The 17066-nt window shown below is 38.2% G+C and carries 11 protein-coding genes; 4 read left to right on the top strand and 7 right to left on the bottom strand.

Annotated elements, in window-relative coordinates; genetic code table 11:
- Positions 1–8: 8 nt before the first annotated feature.
- Complete coding sequence (locus ACX119_RS03130; protein WP_459351680.1) at positions 9–161, top strand: hypothetical protein; 153 nt, start codon at positions 9–11, stop codon at positions 159–161.
- Between the two features lie 33 nt (positions 162–194).
- The gene (locus tag ACX119_RS03125; RefSeq protein ID WP_459351679.1) at positions 195–428 is read left to right on the top strand and encodes a hypothetical protein; all 234 of its coding nucleotides are present in this window, start codon (positions 195–197) and stop codon (positions 426–428) included.
- On the opposite strand, the gene ACX119_RS03120 is transcribed toward ACX119_RS03125, so the two are convergent.
- On the bottom strand, positions 418–900 hold the full coding sequence (locus tag ACX119_RS03120; protein ID WP_459351678.1) for a hypothetical protein: 483 nt from the start codon (positions 898–900) through the stop codon (positions 418–420). The genes ACX119_RS03125 and ACX119_RS03120 overlap by 11 nt on opposite strands.
- 120 nt (positions 901–1020) lie before the next feature.
- Between ACX119_RS03120 and ACX119_RS03115 the strand changes: the two genes are divergently transcribed.
- On the top strand, positions 1021–1269 hold the full coding sequence (locus ACX119_RS03115) for a hypothetical protein (protein ID WP_459351677.1): 249 nt from the start codon (positions 1021–1023) through the stop codon (positions 1267–1269).
- A 3-nt stretch (positions 1270–1272) separates the two neighbouring features.
- Here ACX119_RS03115 and ACX119_RS03110 read toward each other — a convergent pair whose 3' ends face one another.
- Positions 1273–1959, bottom strand: coding sequence for a hypothetical protein (locus tag ACX119_RS03110; protein WP_459351989.1), 687 nt, complete (start codon positions 1957–1959; stop codon positions 1273–1275).
- Between the two features lie 105 nt (positions 1960–2064).
- Between ACX119_RS03110 and ACX119_RS03105 the strand changes: the two genes are divergently transcribed.
- Positions 2065–2277, top strand: a complete 213-nt coding sequence (locus tag ACX119_RS03105; protein WP_459351676.1) for a hypothetical protein — start codon at positions 2065–2067, stop codon at positions 2275–2277.
- Here the strand turns inward: ACX119_RS03105 and ACX119_RS03100 are convergent.
- From ACX119_RS03100 to ACX119_RS03080, 5 genes are all read right to left on the bottom strand, one after another.
- Complete coding sequence (locus ACX119_RS03100) at positions 2270–2500, bottom strand: Lrp/AsnC ligand binding domain-containing protein (protein ID WP_459351675.1); 231 nt, start codon at positions 2498–2500, stop codon at positions 2270–2272. The genes ACX119_RS03105 and ACX119_RS03100 overlap by 8 nt on opposite strands.
- Positions 2501–2557: 57 nt before the next feature.
- Positions 2558–3754 carry a tRNA pseudouridine(13) synthase TruD gene (gene truD, locus ACX119_RS03095; RefSeq protein ID WP_459351674.1) on the bottom strand — a complete coding sequence of 399 codons (1197 nt, stop codon included), beginning with the start codon at positions 3752–3754 and terminating at the stop codon, positions 2558–2560.
- Complete coding sequence (locus tag ACX119_RS03090; RefSeq protein ID WP_459351673.1) at positions 3751–5346, bottom strand: Vgb family protein; 1596 nt, start codon at positions 5344–5346, stop codon at positions 3751–3753. The genes truD and ACX119_RS03090 overlap by 4 nt, the downstream gene beginning before the upstream one ends.
- A gap of 46 nt (positions 5347–5392) precedes the next feature.
- Complete coding sequence (gene pth2 / locus ACX119_RS03085; protein ID WP_459351672.1) at positions 5393–5746, bottom strand: peptidyl-tRNA hydrolase Pth2; 354 nt, start codon at positions 5744–5746, stop codon at positions 5393–5395.
- Positions 5747–5813: 67 nt separating this feature from the next.
- On the bottom strand, positions 5814–16817 hold the full coding sequence (locus ACX119_RS03080) for an immunoglobulin-like domain-containing protein (protein ID WP_459351671.1): 11004 nt from the start codon (positions 16815–16817) through the stop codon (positions 5814–5816).
- Positions 16818–17066 lie beyond the last annotated feature (249 nt).

The following is a 17066-nucleotide window of genomic DNA, read 5'->3' as shown; positions in this document are numbered from 1 at the left end:
TTTCAATTATGAATTGTAAGAGATGTCATCATACAGATGAGGCCCATATTCCAAATGAAGATAGTAATTCGTTGATTAAGATGGGCAAATGCCAGATTCCAACATGTACTTGTCAGCAGTACTTGGATCCAATACAAGAAATTGATGAAGAACTCTTGTAACAATTCATATAGTAAAATACACTACAAAAATTCATGGAAAAACACAAACCATCTGATGAAATGATAAAGGACTTGGATAATATTTTATCAAAAATCAATGCTATGGAAATTGTTGCAGCAGATGATTTTCAAAAAAACACGGTTAAAATTATGAGATTACTAGTAGAAGGACAGATTCATTCAATTAACGAATTTCAGCATTTAAAAAAGGCAATAGACTTGTTAACACTTCAACTATTTGATGTCCAAAACAAAATCAAGAATTAAGTCTTGTATCACTTATTCCACAACTAGTACATCGGTATAAAGTAGATTTTTCAAGAATTTTCTCTGATTTCATTTCTGCACCACAGCAGGCACAAGTTATCTTTTCAGATTCGGATGTCCTTACAACATAATCAGGTTTTGACTCTACTGTTTCAGTATTACATGGTGGGTTGTATCGTTGATTAATTCGGGTAAGAACATTCTGGCGTTGAATTTCACTTGATTCAAACATTGGCAATATTGCAAGATAAAGGGATTTTTCTGAACCAGATTGTTTTATCCAGCATTGAAATTGTGAATGTTGAACAAAATAGGATTTTTCTTCGGTTTTTTCACATTCTCCAGCATAAATTATGTTAAATCTGTCCTTATCTCTAGACAATATCAAATATACCAATTTCTCCATAGGAGGTCCCCATTCATCAAGGGGGATCGGTCCTAGAAACTCATATTGAAGAATTTGTATGCTCAATGAAGGTATTTTTGAGTACTGTCTTTTCTTTTTTTCCCAAAAAAACCACTAGTTCTAGTATTTTGATCGCAAAATATCAACTTGAAAAGATTAAATTCAAGAGCTATGGATTTTTTGTAAATGAAAGAGCCACACAATCATGCAAAGGTAGGATATTCTATGATTGTGGTAGCTGCAAGTTTAGCTGCAGTTGGATTACTAGCACTTGCAATAGGCGATGATGTGCTATATTCAGATAATATTCAAAGACACAATACATTGCATTTCAATGAATGTAAAGAAAATAACTTTGAAGATAAAAGTTGTGAGAAATATTTGGATAGGATTAATAACAAAATTTCTGGCGTTTATGTAGATTTAGACAAGTAGAAACTAGTACCCATTAGCAAAGTCTTCTAACATGTTTTTATTTTTGGTTAGTCTGTTCATTGCAAAAAATGCACCACCAACAATTCCTGCTTGATAAAAAGTATACAGAAATACACCAGAAGATGTAGGATCAGACTTTGTAAAGCTTAGTGCCAACATTGTAAAGAAGATAAAGGTTCCAACAAATGTCACTAATCTGTTTAAGACTCCAGTGTTCATTCCAACTATTCTTTTAGTTGCACCTGCCATCAATGTAATACTGGTAATAATTAGAAATGTAGCTCCTCCATTTGCTGTAACAAATTCATTTAACCATGGCAACAAACCATCTTCTAAAATTGAAATCTCAGGCATTATGCTTCCCCCATTAATTGCAAAATTTACAGAGCTAAACATCCCACCAATTACAAAAAAGAACAAGAAAATTTTTGTAATTGAACGCTTAAAGGAACTTCTTATTTCACCAGGGTCAACGGCTCTTTCAGTAATTCTTACACCATATAGAAATCCTATGGCCATAGCTGGGACAAACATCAGATTAATTAGAATCGGGGATTCCTTGTTAATGGCCTCAATTTGAGGATGAAAAACAAGAAAAAGCATTACGGCCATTAAAGCAGCAGATGAGAACAGTATCAATCCCAAATATTTATGACCATGAGATTCATCAGCATAATTCCAATTATACAATATTTTGCATCTTAAGATAGTCATTAAAGATCAAATCGAAAAATCATTTGGTCAAATTATCAATTCTGTTTACCCTTTTTAATCACACAAAGGAGATTGTATTTGATGAAGTTAGAAAATCTACCAATAGTAATAGGCATAGTCATAGGAGTAATGGGCACTATTTTTCATCTGCAAGGATACGGAGTTGTGGGACCGGAAACATCGTTCATGTATTATAATCCAGACTGGATTAGTTATGGAATGCAAATTGCAATTGTAGGAGTAATCATAATTGGGACAGGTATTGGAATCAGGTATTATAAAAAATCTAGTTAATTACGCGTAATGTGATAGTACTTCTAATTTTAGATAGTTTTCTAACTTTTGATGTTATAACATGATTCATTTCTGATGCATTCTCTGTAACAAATTCTGCAACTAGATCATAACTACCATATGTAATAATACAACTTTTTACTTCAGGAATTTTATTTAGAACATCATATAGATCTTGTTCGCCTCCAACTTCGCAACTAATCAACATGTATGCTTTTTCCATGACGAGTTATTATAAAACATCAACTTAAAGACATCTAAGAAATTATCACAATAGATCTCAAAAACCTGCAAGGATAGGATCTTGAGGTTTCATAATTTCTCTAAGTAATATGGTTGCAAAAGATCCTCTTGACAGAGAAAACTCCACTACATCATCATTAGAAGAGTAATCAGTTACATGAATTGCAGCTTGTCTGAATCCACCTTCACTGCTTACTTCTTGCATCTCTTTAATGTAGAAATCTTTTGGAGAGATTTCTTCTTGAGCCAAGACCTGGGAGATTTGATAGTCAAATCTTGTTTTTTTGTAATAGGAATAACCAACGAAAGGTAATGCCAAATTTTGATCCATTCCCTGTACATGTTTTCCAATCACACCATGATCATCAAAGCAAACGTCACCTGTTTTTGCCTCAAAAAGATTCTCACCATCAGAAAATGCCATACTCAAAGATTTGTTAAAGATAAAAGACTGGTAAGCCTGAATGTAAAATCGTCTCAATGACAGAGGAATGGCCCGAATTGCCTTTGAATAATCATTAGAATCAATCATTTCTTTTAGAACAATTCTTTCAATATCCATCTGTTTTGGGACCTGATCATAAAATTTGGAGTAATTTTCCTTATCTTGGAGTTTTTCTCTAATCTCAGTATTCTCTTTTGAGTCATATGAAGATGTAAAGCTGAGAATCAAATCAACTGCTTTTTGGAAGTTTCTCTGCAATATTGCTTTGCCAATCAGATGAGTTACTGCTCTTTTAGAGCCAAACCTCTGATATCCATAAAAATTTAGAATTTTTTCATATTCAGTAAAATCACATAAGCCATCAGAGCAATTAGAAATTTTTATTTTGAAATGGTTAGATATCATGTCTTTTTTTGATAGGGGTTTTTTGACATAGCCTATTTTTTTAAGAGAGTATTTTTCAGTAGAATAATCCTCAATTGCATTTCCTTTATTGCCAGAGCACACATACTGTTCTGTAATTGCTGATGCATCTTTTAGTCCAAGGGATTTTAGACGAATACCTTTTTTTCTAAAAATATCAGATAGAGCATGATTAGTATCAATCTTTTTTTTTCGTAACTTGTAAACAGCATACCCATCATTATCTCCTATTGCCTTTTGAGATTTTTCTGAAATTATTTCAAATACTTCAAAGTCTTCAGGGGAATCTCTTATCTTTCCTCCAATGCCAACAAAATTAGTACTGTAAACATCAATACCAATTTGTGAATCTAAATCAGGGATCACTCTATTGTCACTGTAATGAATTTACTAATTGCAACATCAGATAATTGAGCCCCAACTAGAATTTTGTAAATTCCTGGAATTGCATCTGAAGATGCAGATATTGTTGTATGAATTGGTCGTGGAGCATCAAAGTCTAATTGAAATGACTCGTGGGTTTTATGATCAGGAATTATTTGCAAGAATTCATGAGTTGGAGATAAAATTAGAGAAACACCAATATCATTTTGGGATTTTGGTGAGACTATAAAGTTAAAGTGTTTTGAATCACCTGGCGATAAAGTAATAGAATTAGATTCTAATTGAATTTCAAGAGGTAATGGCATACTAGTGTCAATTACCCCAATGTTGTTTTCAACCCATTCAGTGAACCAAATTTTTTGTCCATCTACGGTAAAGTCGAAAACTTGAGCTAATCCACAATCAGATATCATCATTCCAGTTCCAGGATCACAATCTGCCCAGTATGGATTCTTTGATGGAATATGATATTCTATTAGGGATTGAGATTTTGGATCCATTACGGAGATATTATTAGCAGTTTGTGCGTTGAATATGATTCGTCCTTGCTCATCGGACTCTATCCAGTATGGTCTTGAGATTAGGGATTTGACTACTCCTGTTTGATTACCATATGTACTCAATAATGGATCTGCTGTGATATATTGTGTGAATATTTCAGTAGTGGGATCAAAACTAAAGAATGATGAGGATGTTGTATCGGCTAACCAAACTATACCATCATCAGAAACTACTGCACCATTTGGTGTTAAGAGTTCTGGGGGTAACTGATAAATTTCAATGTAATCCATTAATGGTAAAAATTTGTCAACGGATTTGGCAGCAGTATTCATGTATGCATTTTGGTCAAATTTGACTAGGACCCCACCTTGCTGGAATAACCAATTAGTAAACCAGACATTGTTGTCCTGATCTACTGCAAAGTCGGCAGTAACTGAATTATCAACAGGAGATGGGATACTCAGATAGTTCACATTCTCAGTTAGTGTAGGATCTAAAAATGTTAGTTTATTTCCAGTAAAGTCATTAATAATAATTTGAGAGCCATGCACTTTGAGTTTTTGTGGTAGTGAATTACCTTCTGAAGGATATTCTAATCGATTGTATTTTTCAGTCAGAGTGGAGAACTTCCAAACAGAATCATATGTCTCATCAGTAAACCATACTGAGCCATCTGGAGAGTAATCAATTCCCCACATCATAGAGCGTCCACCTTTTGGCCATGAAGGATTATCATATTCAGTAAATGTCAATGTGTTAGGATCAAACTTTCCTAGTTTTCCAGTATTAGTTTCAGTGAACCAAACATTTCCATCATAATCAGTTACAATTGCAAGTGGATTAGTACATTCTGTTGGAATTGCATACTCTTGGACATACGCAGTAGACTTTGGTATTCCAGAGCCACAAAATTGTGCTCGTTGTTCATTAGGGAAATTATCAGCAGGAGTTCCAGTTAGAGTCATTTCTGGATCATCTTCGGCAGGAAGTATTCCAGGCAATGTGATCAGTACAGTAGATGAGAGTAAAATAAATCCAAAAAAGACGGTAACAAAAATTGCTTTTTTCTTCACATTTGAAAAAATATCAAGCCTTGTTATATCTTATTCCAAAAAATAATTACAATAATTTCAGATCACCTGTAATTTTATCAATTAAATTTTCAGGAGCTGGACCGATTGAGATGCATGTAGTAGTACCAGGTGCTATCTGAGTATGGCCCGCATCAGTTACTTCTGACCATGGAAGATTCAGATCAATTGCATGTCTTTTTACTTCATCTAACTCTTTAATGCCAGATACCTTTACTACCACTTTTTCTTGACCTGTCCACCATTTCTCATACCATTCTGGATGGGATTTTCGGACATGTTCTGCACCCAATACGCAGGCATGACCAACCTGGGCTGCAATTTTTCCCTTACCCATATCAAGATCAGTTCTAACTACAATTACTTGTTTGATGTCACCCATTAAGAATTCTGGAGAATGCTGAAATGAAAGTCTTTTGATTATTTTAAAAAACCAAGAATTTCTTTAGCTAATCATCTTTATCCTTCTTGTCGTCTTTATCCTTCTTGTCGTCTTTATCCTTCTTGTCGTCTTTATCCTTCTTGTCGTCTTTATCCTTCTTGTCGTCTTTATCCTTCTTGTCGTCTTTATCCTTCTTGTCGTCTTTATCCTTCTTGTCGTCTTTATCCTTCTTGTCGTCATCTTTTGATTTGTCTTCATATGTCTCATTTTCCTCTTCTGTTGACTCTTCATCTGAAGAAACAGATGTGGATGAACTAACATCTACGTCGGCAGTTACAAATTCTTTGTAATCATCATCCTTGTCTTTGTCATCATCTTTTGATTTGTCTTCATATGTCTCATTTTCCTCTTCTGTTGACTCTTCTACATCATCATCTTTTGATTTGTCTTCATATGTCTCATTTTCCTCTTCTGTTGACTCTTCTACATCATCATCTTTTGATTTGTCTTCATATGTCTCATTTTCCTCTTCTGTTGACTCTTCATCTGAAGAAACAGATGTGGATGAACTAACATCTACGTCGGCAGTTACAAATTCTTTGTAATCATCATCCTTGTCTTTGTCATCATCTTTTGATTTGTCTTCATATGTCTCATTTTCCTCTTCTGTTGACTCTTCTACATCATCATCTTTTGATTTGTCTTCATATGTCTCATTTTCAGAGGATTCATTCTCATCGTCTACTTTGTAGTCTTTGTCCTTCTTGTTGTCTTTGTCTTCAGAGAATTCATTCTCATTTTCATTTTCGGGTTCAAACTCATCATTAAGGCCTTGGATGTGATTTAATACTGAAATAATCATCCATGCTTTTTCATAATGGTGAATAGCCTTGTCAAATTTACCATTATTTTCATCAGATACACCTTTTTCAAATTCTTCAATTGCTTTTTGAATTCTCTTTGTAAGCTTTTCAGTAGGATCAGATGCCTGGGCTTCTGAAATGGCATTTTCTGCAAATGTTTTATCAATTAAGGTTATCTTGTCAATAATACCCTGAATAGACTCTAAGAATACAGAAGATTCATTTCCTTTCTTAATGATCTCCATTAATTTCTTTACAGCCTTTTCTTCTTCATGGATTGAATGGTGTCCTTGTTTTGGAGCTAATGTGTTTTCATCTTCCCAATATTTTGGATCAAGACTTTTTTGTATTCTCTTTATTGCATGATCAATATCTTTGATTGTCTTAGATGATTGTGCTGAAGGTTTTAGATTCTCTAATTCGTCAATAATTGATTGTTTTTGTTCTTGAACAGTACCAATAACAGTAGACTCTACTGTAAAGGTGATTGTGTCAGAACCAAGATTACCAAATGAGTCAGTTGTACTTGCAGTGATGGTGTGAGTGCCTACTGATAATGTGCTAATTGAGAAAGATGCAGTATCTGTTGCAATTGATCCATCCAAGTCTGAATTCCAGTCTAGTGTTGTAGAGATATCACCATCTTCAGCATCTATTGCAGTTCCTGCAAAGTTGAGTAATGTTCCTTCATTGACTGTGATTGGTGTTGTTGGTTCGGTGATTGTAACTACTGGTGGAACATCAACTAATACCTCTATTGTAACTAAGATGTCTTCAGTTGAGACATTACCAAATGAGTCAGTAACTGTTGCAGTGATTGTGTGAAGACCGACGGATAATGTACTAATTGAGAAAGATCCTCCAGTGTGAAGTAGCGTTACGCCTTCAGTCCATTCTATTGCTGATGTAAGGTCACCATCTTCAGCATCAGTTGCAGTGGCACTGAAGAAAATAGATGTGCCTTCAGTTTCAGTTAATGGACTGATTGGCTCCACAATTGTAAGAACTGGAGGATTGTCAATTAATGATTCTATTATAACCGTGATTATTTCAGTTGAGACATTACCAAATGAGTCAGTGATTGATACTGTGATGGTGTGAGTGCCTACGGATAATGTGTTAGTAGTAAATGATCCACCAGTGTGGAGTAGTCCATCAAGGTTAGAAGTCCAAGTGATATCAGATGTAAGGTCACCATCTCCAATATCTGTTGCAGTGGCACTGAAGAAAATAGATGTGCCTTCAGTTTCAGTTAATGGGATGATTGGCTCTATAATTGTAAGAACTGGAGACGTTGTGTCAACTACGGTTATTGTGATTGATTGTTGGTCTGGGATGTTTCCTGCAGCATCAGCTGGAGCATCATAGGTTACAGTGTAAACTCCGACTGCAGAGGTATCAACGGTATCTCCGCCAACAGTTACTACTTCAGAGTATGCCGGATCGTTGTCAGTTACTACTGCACCTGCTTCGACATAGGAGTTGGCTGCCTCTAGCTCAACAGTTGCGCTTGCACCATTTGGTGTGATTACTGGTTTCTCAGTATCAGCGCCGACAGTTACAGTCTCAGTGATTACAGAAGAGTTTCCATTGTTGTCAGTTACAGTATAAGTTACAACATAGGTTCCAGCGACATTTGTGTCAACTGTGTCTCCTCCAATTACACTTGATGCAATTCCAGAGATATCAAATGCATTCTGAATTACACCAGGAGTGTATACTCCGCCAAATACAACATTGGTTGCAAAGTCAGCGGTTTGTCCACTTACATCAAAGGTTGGAAGAGTTGTGTCAACTACGGTTATTGTGATTGATTGTTGGTCTGGGATGTTTCCTGCAGCATCAGCTGGAGCATCATAGGTTACAGTGTAAACTCCGACTGCAGAGGTATCAACGGTATCTCCGCCAACAGTTACTACTTCAGAGTATGCCGGATCGTTGTCAGTTACTACTGCACCTGCTTCGACATAGGAGTTGGCTGCCTCTAGCTCAACAGTTGCGCTTGCACCATTTGGTGTGATTACTGGTTTCTCAGTATCAGCGCCGACAGTTACAGTCTCAGTGATTACAGAAGAGTTTCCATTGTTGTCAGTTACAGTATAAGTTACAACATAGGTTCCAGCAACATTTGTGTCAACTGTGTCTCCTCCAATTACACTTGATGCAATTCCAGAGATATCAAATGCATTCTGAATTACACCAGGAGTGTATACTCCGCCAAATACAACATTGGTTGCAAAGTCAGCGGTTTGTCCACTTACATCAAAGGTTGGAAGAGTTGTGTCAACTACGGTTATTGTGATTGATTGTTGGTCTGGGATGTTTCCTGCAGCATCAGCTGGAGCATCATAGGTTACAGTGTAAACTCCGACTGCAGAGGTATCAACGGTATCTCCGCCAACAGTTACTACTTCAGAGTATGCCGGATCGTTGTCAGTTACTACTGCACCTGCTTCGACATAGGAGTTGGCTGCCTCTAGCTCAACAGTTGCGCTTGCACCATTTGGTGTGATTACTGGTTTCTCAGTATCAGCGCCGACAGTTACAGTCTCAGTGATTACAGAAGAGTTTCCATTGTTGTCAGTTACAGTATAAGTTACAACATAGGTTCCAGCGACATTTGTGTCAACTGTGTCTCCTCCAATTACACTTGATGCAATTCCAGAGATATCAAATGCATTCTGAATTACACCAGGAGTGTATACTCCGCCAAATACAACATTGGTTGCAAAGTCAGCGGTTTGTCCACTTACATCAAAGGTTGGAAGAGTTGTGTCAACTACGGTTATTGTGATTGATTGTTGGTCTGGGATGTTTCCTGCAGCATCAGCTGGAGCATCATAGGTTACAGTGTAAACTCCGACTGCAGAGGTATCAACGGTATCTCCGCCAACAGTTACTACTTCAGAGTATGCCGGATCGTTGTCAGTTACTACTGCACCTGCTTCGACATAGGAGTTGGCTGCCTCTAGCTCAACAGTTGCGCTTGCACCATTTGGTGTGATTACTGGTTTCTCAGTATCAGCGCCGACAGTTACAGTCTCAGTGATTACAGAAGAGTTTCCATTGTTGTCAGTTACAGTATAAGTTACAACATAGGTTCCAGCGACATTTGTGTCAACTGTGTCTCCTCCAATTACACTTGATGCAATTCCAGAGATATCAAATGCATTCTGAATTACACCAGGAGTGTATACTCCGCCAAATACAACATTGGTTGCAAAGTCAGCGGTTTGTCCACTTACATCAAAGGTTGGAAGAGTTGTGTCAACTACGGTTATTGTGATTGATTGTTGGTCTGGGATGTTTCCTGCAGCATCAGCTGGAGCATCATAGGTTACAGTGTAAACTCCGACTGCAGAGGTATCAACGGTATCTCCGCCAACAGTTACTACTTCAGAGTATGCCGGATCGTTGTCAGTTACTACTGCACCTGCTTCGACATAGGAGTTGGCTGCCTCTAGCTCAACAGTTGCGCTTGCACCATTTGGTGTGATTACTGGTTTCTCAGTATCAGCGCCGACAGTTACAGTCTCAGTGATTACAGAAGAGTTTCCATTGTTGTCAGTTACAGTATAAGTTACAACATAGGTTCCAGCGACATTTGTGTCAACTGTGTCTCCTCCAATTACACTTGATGCAATTCCAGAGATATCAAATGCATTCTGAATTACACCAGGAGTGTATACTCCGCCAAATACAACATTGGTTGCAAAGTCAGCGGTTTGTCCACTTACATCAAAGGTTGGAAGAGTTGTGTCAACTACGGTTATTGTGATTGATTGTTGGTCTGGGATGTTTCCTGCAGCATCAGCTGGAGCATCATAGGTTACAGTGTAAACTCCGACTGCAGAGGTATCAACGGTATCTCCGCCAACAGTTACTACTTCAGAGTATGCCGGATCGTTGTCAGTTACTACTGCACCTGCTTCGACATAGGAGTTGGCTGCCTCTAGCTCAACAGTTGCGCTTGCACCATTTGGTGTGATTACTGGTTTCTCAGTATCAGCGCCGACAGTTACAGTCTCAGTGATTACAGAAGAGTTTCCATTGTTGTCAGTTACAGTATAAGTTACAACATAGGTTCCAGCAACATTTGTGTCAACTGTGTCTCCTCCAATTACACTTGATGCAATTCCAGAGATATCAAATGCATTCTGAATTACACCAGGAGTGTATACTCCGCCAAATACAACATTGGTTGCAAAGTCAGCGGTTTGTCCACTTACATCAAAGGTTGGAAGAGTTGTGTCAACTACGGTTATTGTGATTGATTGTTGGTCTGGGATGTTTCCTGCAGCATCAGCTGGAGCATCATAGGTTACAGTGTAAACTCCGACTGCAGAGGTATCAACGGTATCTCCGCCAACAGTTACTACTTCAGAGTATGCCGGATCGTTGTCAGTTACTACTGCACCTGCTTCGACATAGGAGTTGGCTGCCTCTAGCTCAACAGTTGCGCTTGCACCATTTGGTGTGATTACTGGTTTCTCAGTATCAGCGCCGACAGTTACAGTCTCAGTGATTACAGAAGAGTTTCCATTGTTGTCAGTTACAGTATAAGTTACAACATAGGTTCCAGCGACATTTGTGTCAACTGTGTCTCCTCCAATTACACTTGATGCAATTCCAGAGATATCAAATGCATTCTGAATTACACCAGGAGTGTATACTCCGCCAAATACAACATTGGTTGCAAAGTCAGCGGTTTGTCCACTTACATCAAAGGTTGGAAGAGTTGTGTCAACTACGGTTATTGTGATTGATTGTTGGTCTGGGATGTTTCCTGCAGCATCAGCTGGAGCATCATAGGTTACAGTGTAAACTCCGACTGCAGAGGTATCAACGGTATCTCCGCCAACAGTTACTACTTCAGAGTATGCCGGATCGTTGTCAGTTACTACTGCACCTGCTTCGACATAGGAGTTGGCTGCCTCTAGCTCAACAGTTGCGCTTGCACCATTTGGTGTGATTACTGGTTTCTCAGTATCAGCGCCGACAGTTACAGTCTCAGTGATTACAGAAGAGTTTCCATTGTTGTCAGTTACAGTATAAGTTACAACATAGGTTCCAGCAACATTTGTGTCAACTGTGTCTCCTCCAATTACACTTGATGCAATTCCAGAGATATCAAATGCATTCTGAATTACACCAGGAGTGTATACTCCGCCAAATACAACATTGGTTGCAAAGTCAGCGGTTTGTCCACTTACATCAAAGGTTGGAAGAGTTGTGTCAACTACGGTTATTGTGATTGATTGTTGGTCTGGGATGTTTCCTGCAGCATCAGCTGGAGCATCATAGGTTACAGTGTAAACTCCGACTGCAGAGGTATCAACGGTATCTCCGCCAACAGTTACTACTTCAGAGTATGCCGGATCGTTGTCAGTTACTACTGCACCTGCTTCGACATAGGAGTTGGCTGCCTCTAGCTCAACAGTTGCGCTTGCACCATTTGGTGTGATTACTGGTTTCTCAGTATCAGCGCCGACAGTTACAGTCTCAGTGATTACAGAAGAGTTTCCATTGTTGTCAGTTACAGTATAAGTTACAACATAGGTTCCAGCGACATTTGTGTCAACTGTGTCTCCTCCAATTACACTTGATGCAATTCCAGAGATATCAAATGCATTCTGAATTACACCAGGAGTGTATACTCCGCCAAATACAACATTGGTTGCAAAGTCAGCGGTTTGTCCACTTACATCAAAGGTTGGAAGAGTTGTGTCAACTACGGTTATTGTGATTGATTGTTGGTCTGGGATGTTTCCTGCAGCATCAGCTGGAGCATCATAGGTTACAGTGTAAACTCCGACTGCAGAGGTATCAACGGTATCTCCGCCAACAGTTACTACTTCAGAGTATGCCGGATCGTTGTCAGTTACTACTGCACCTGCTTCGACATAGGAGTTGGCTGCCTCTAGCTCAACAGTTGCGCTTGCACCATTTGGTGTGATTACTGGTTTCTCAGTATCAGCGCCGACAGTTACAGTCTCAGTGATTACAGAAGAGTTTCCATTGTTGTCAGTTACAGTATAAGTTACAACATAGGTTCCAGCGACATTTGTGTCAACTGTGTCTCCTCCAATTACACTTGATGCAATTCCAGAGATATCAAATGCATTCTGAATTACACCAGGAGTGTATACTCCGCCAAATACAACATTGGTTGCAAAGTCAGCGGTTTGTCCACTTACATCAAAGGTTGGAAGAGTTGTGTCAACTACGGTTATTGTGATTGATTGTTGGTCTGGGATGTTTCCTGCAGCATCAGCTGGAGCATCATAGGTTACAGTGTAAACTCCGACTGCAGAGGTATCAACGGTATCTCCGCCAACAGTTACTACTTCAGAGTATGCCGGATCGTTGTCAGTTACTACTGCACCTGCTTCGACATAGGAGTTGGCTGCCTCTAGCTCAACAGTTGCGCTTGCACCATTTGGTGTGATTACTGGTTTTGTAGTATCTACAACATTTACAATTTGATTAACAACAGCAATGTTTCCAGAAGGATCACTGGTGCTAAAAGTAACAGTGTATGTTCCAGCTACGTTAACATCAACAACATCGCCTCCAATAACAATATCCTCAACATATGCAGGATCATTATCAGTGGCATTTGCATTTGCAGGATTGTATGTGCCACCTAACTCTATAGTTTCAGAATACGAATCAAGCAGTATAACAGGAGCAGTGGTATCAACTACAGTTACATTTCGGATTTTCTGAATTGCGTTATTACCTGAAGAGTCAGTTACGTCATAAGTGACATCATATGATCCAAGTGCATCAACAAATGCTGATGCATCAATTACAATTGAGCTTGAAATGTCACCATCAGGCACATCAGTTGCAGTTGCTCCAAGTTCGGTGTAACCATCACCTAGTTCAATGAATTGAGGATTGTCACCAAGTAGTGTGATTATTGGAATTGATAAATCAACTACATTGACAGTTCTAGTTACCTGAGTTGCAACATTACCTACAGCATCAGTTGAATCATAAAATACAAAGTATGTTCCTAAAGTGTTAACGTCCACCCCTGTTGAATCAATTATTACAGTTGAGCCATCATCAGTTGTTGCACCAAGTTCAGTGTATGTCCCTCCAATTGGAACATTTTGTGGGTTTGATCCATTTAGTGTGATTATTGGGGCAGTGGAATCTATTGTAAATATAACAAATACACTAGCCTGATTTCCAACAAGATCAGTTGCTTCTGCCTTGATATTCTTTGAGCCATCAGACAGAGGAGAACTTGGAGTAAATGACCAAGTGCCAGATGCAGATGCAGTAGTATCACCCAAAAGCACAGCACCAGAAAAGATTTTGACCAAGGCGCCAGGTTCAGTTGTACCAGAGATGGTTGGAGTGTTATCAGTTGTAGTGGTACCACCAACTGGAGAGGTAATTGAAACGGAGACGGTAGTATCGTAATCAATACTTACTGTGTTAGATGCAGTATTGGTATTGCTTGCCTCATCTTCTGCAACTCCAAAAGGAATTGTAGCATTTACTATTCCATCAGATGTAGGGATAACTGTAAATGTGTAAAACAAAGTTTCAACATCATCAAGAGGAGATAACGAATTCTCATCCACAGTGCCTCCAATAACAACAATATCATCTTCTCTAAGATCTGTCACCAATTCAGAGAATGTTGCATTAAATGAGATTGGAGATTGATTAGTAGGAGATGGTGATGATGAGGTCAGCACAACAGAAGGAGGAACCGTATCAATGGTGATAGTTATAGATACAGAGTTTCCAGCAGCATCAGTTGCATTTGCGGTAATTAGGTGAACACCATCAGATATAGGATCCAGAGGAGTAACAGTCCAAATACTTGATGAGTTTGTTACGGTACTTCCAACTATGTCAGAGTCAACCAAAAGATCAACATTGGCGCCAGGATCAGATGTACCAAAGAATGTAGGTGTGTTATCATTTGTGACCTCACCATTAATGTGAGATAAAATAGTAATTGAGATGGTAGTATCGTATTCTATATTTAGTGTGTTAGACAGTGTGTTTTGATTTCCTGCATTGTCTTGTACAACTCCGGCTGGGATTGTAGCATTTACTATTCCATCAGAAACAGGAACTACTGAAAATGTGTACAGTTTACTGTTAGTTGTAGATAGCGAGCCAGGAGTAATAGAGCCACCCAAGACAACAATTTCACTTTCTTCAAGTCCTGAAACAACTTCATTGAATGTTACAGTAAATGGGATTGGGGAGATGTTAGTTACAGGTGCTGCAGTAGAGGACACAACAGGAGATGGAGGGATATCATCATAAATCACAGTAAGAGTGTTTGATATCAAATTTGCATTGCCTGCAGCATCCTGTGCGACATTTCCAACAATTTTTACTGGAATACTGCCATTTGCGGCAGGATCTACAGTAAAGGTGTAAACAATATTGTCAACAGTACTAAGAGATCCCGGTGTAACTACAGAAGTGCCAAGCACTATAATTTTAGATTCTGACAAGCCAAAAACAGGTTCGCTAAATGTAGCAGTAAATGGAATTGGTGAAACATTGGTAATTGGTGCAGCAGTAGAGGACATTACAACAGTAGGTACAACAGTGTCAATAGTCAGAGTAATTGGCACTGCTGATGCAGTGTTTCCAATAGTATCAGTTGCAGTTGCAGTAATAGTATGAGGTCCATTTGTTAGTGCAGGAGAAGTTTTTGACCATGCACCACTAGTATCAGCAGTTTTGGTGCCAATAGATATTCCATCTATGAAAATCTCAACAAGAGAGTTAGGCTCTGCAGTACCAAAAATTATAGGATGAAAGTGATTTGTAGATGCACCATCCAAGGAAGGATCAAATGCCACAAATGTGCTAGTATCAACTAGTATGGAGATTAAAATAGAATTTGTGTTTCCTAGTCCATCAGTTCCAGTTGCGTTAATGAAGTGAATGCCATCCAAGAGAAGAGGGGATGGAATTGACCAAGTGCCATCAGTAGCATTTGTGTTTCCTATAGAGGTTCCATTAACAAAGAGCTCAACAATAGAGTTTAGTTCAGAAGTTCCAGCAAAGACAGGTGTGTTGTTGTTGATTATTTGACCATTTGAATGAGATGTTATTGTGATCAGAATTGACGAGTCAACAGTTATTGTAATTGGCGATGTTGATGCAGTGTTTCCTCCAAGATCAGTCACAGTTGCAGTTACAGAGTATGAACCATCAGAGAGTGTAGGTGAGACAATGTTCCAATTACCAGCTGCTGAATTTGTGGTACCAATAGAGGCGCCATCAATGAATACTTCAACTGTAGAGTTGGGCTCTGCAGTACCAAAAATACTTGGAGTTGGATTATTTGTAATAGAGCCATCCAAGGATGGATCAATGGTGATAAAGGTTGAAGAATCAACTATTAGAGTAATAGAATCTGAAACAGGTTCTGGCAGTGCTTGAGTATCAGTTACAGTAATGACATATGTTCCATCAGGCAATGGTGGAGATAAATTGTTAAATTGCCATGTACCGCCATTTGTAGAAGTTGTGGTTAGAGTGTTGTTAACGCCAACTCCAACAACATTTAATGAAATGTTGTGATTTTTTTGTGATGTGCCCATAATGTTTGGAGTGTTATCATTTGTTACTGTGTTATCTGCAGGGCTTGTGATGACCAAAGGTTTTGGACAAGTGGTACAGCTGAATTCCACTGTTTGAGGATCAACATATGTAATATCATTTGAAAGATTAGTAGTACTTAATTCAAGAAATGAATCAGGACTAATACCAGAAGAGCCTAAATTAAAAACAATAGCAGCACCAGAAGATGTTCCTGGAGTAATGTCACCAACATTGCAATCTACAATAAATCCAAGAGAAGGATCATAGTTTAGATCAGGAGGTGTTTGTTCATTGGGTTCTAAACAAGTTGAGGTGGTTAGTGCTTTATCTAAAATTAATCCTGGTGCAGACTCTAGATGAATATTAACATCAGTGGCAAGTGCAGATGTAGGATCAGCTTCAACATCTACTATCATAACACCTAGACCACCAAATGTAGGAGGTGAAGGAACAAATGTCAGAGAGTAAGAAACACCAAGATGTGCAGACCCATCATTTGCAAATGCAGAATTTATTGGAATTGAAAAGTTTCCAAAAATTAGAATTGAAAAAATCAGACAAAATCCAATAACAGATTTTTTTCCAGTAGAAAATCTTGAGAGACTCTTCAAAACACATCTCCACACATTACTGTTTTTTCAAAATGATATGATACACTACATGTAACATAGACATATACAATTTCCATTAACCACTGCAACATAATTTTTGAATAATTATAACTAAAAAACCAACTACGAATATACCAAATTTGGGAATAATGGCCAAAATGTAACAAAAAAAGAGTACAAAAATCAGGGTCAAAAAAACAGGTGTAATATTGAAAAATTAATGAGATTTTTAGATCTAAAAACTATCAA

The sequence above is a fragment of the Nitrosopumilus sp. S4 genome, assembly GCF_054515835.1.
Note: the sequence above shows the minus strand (reverse complement) of the source record. Positions and strands in the feature narration are given on the sequence as shown.

Bases quoted from the DNA above. Each gene is read 5' to 3' on its own strand.
- ACX119_RS03130 (WP_459351680.1), top strand. From the start codon at position 9: ATGAATTGTAAGAGATGTCATCATACAGATGAGGCCCATATTCCAAAT.
- ACX119_RS03125 (WP_459351679.1), top strand. From the start codon at position 195: ATGGAAAAACACAAACCATCTGATGAAATGATAAAGGACTTGGATAAT.
- ACX119_RS03115 (WP_459351677.1), top strand. From the start codon at position 1,021: ATGAAAGAGCCACACAATCATGCAAAGGTAGGATATTCTATGATTGTG.
- ACX119_RS03105 (WP_459351676.1), top strand. From the start codon at position 2,065: ATGAAGTTAGAAAATCTACCAATAGTAATAGGCATAGTCATAGGAGTA.
- ACX119_RS03100 (WP_459351675.1), bottom strand. From the start codon at position 2,500: ATGGAAAAAGCATACATGTTGATTAGTTGCGAAGTTGGAGGCGAACAA.
- pth2 (WP_459351672.1), bottom strand. From the start codon at position 5,746: ATGGGTGACATCAAACAAGTAATTGTAGTTAGAACTGATCTTGATATG.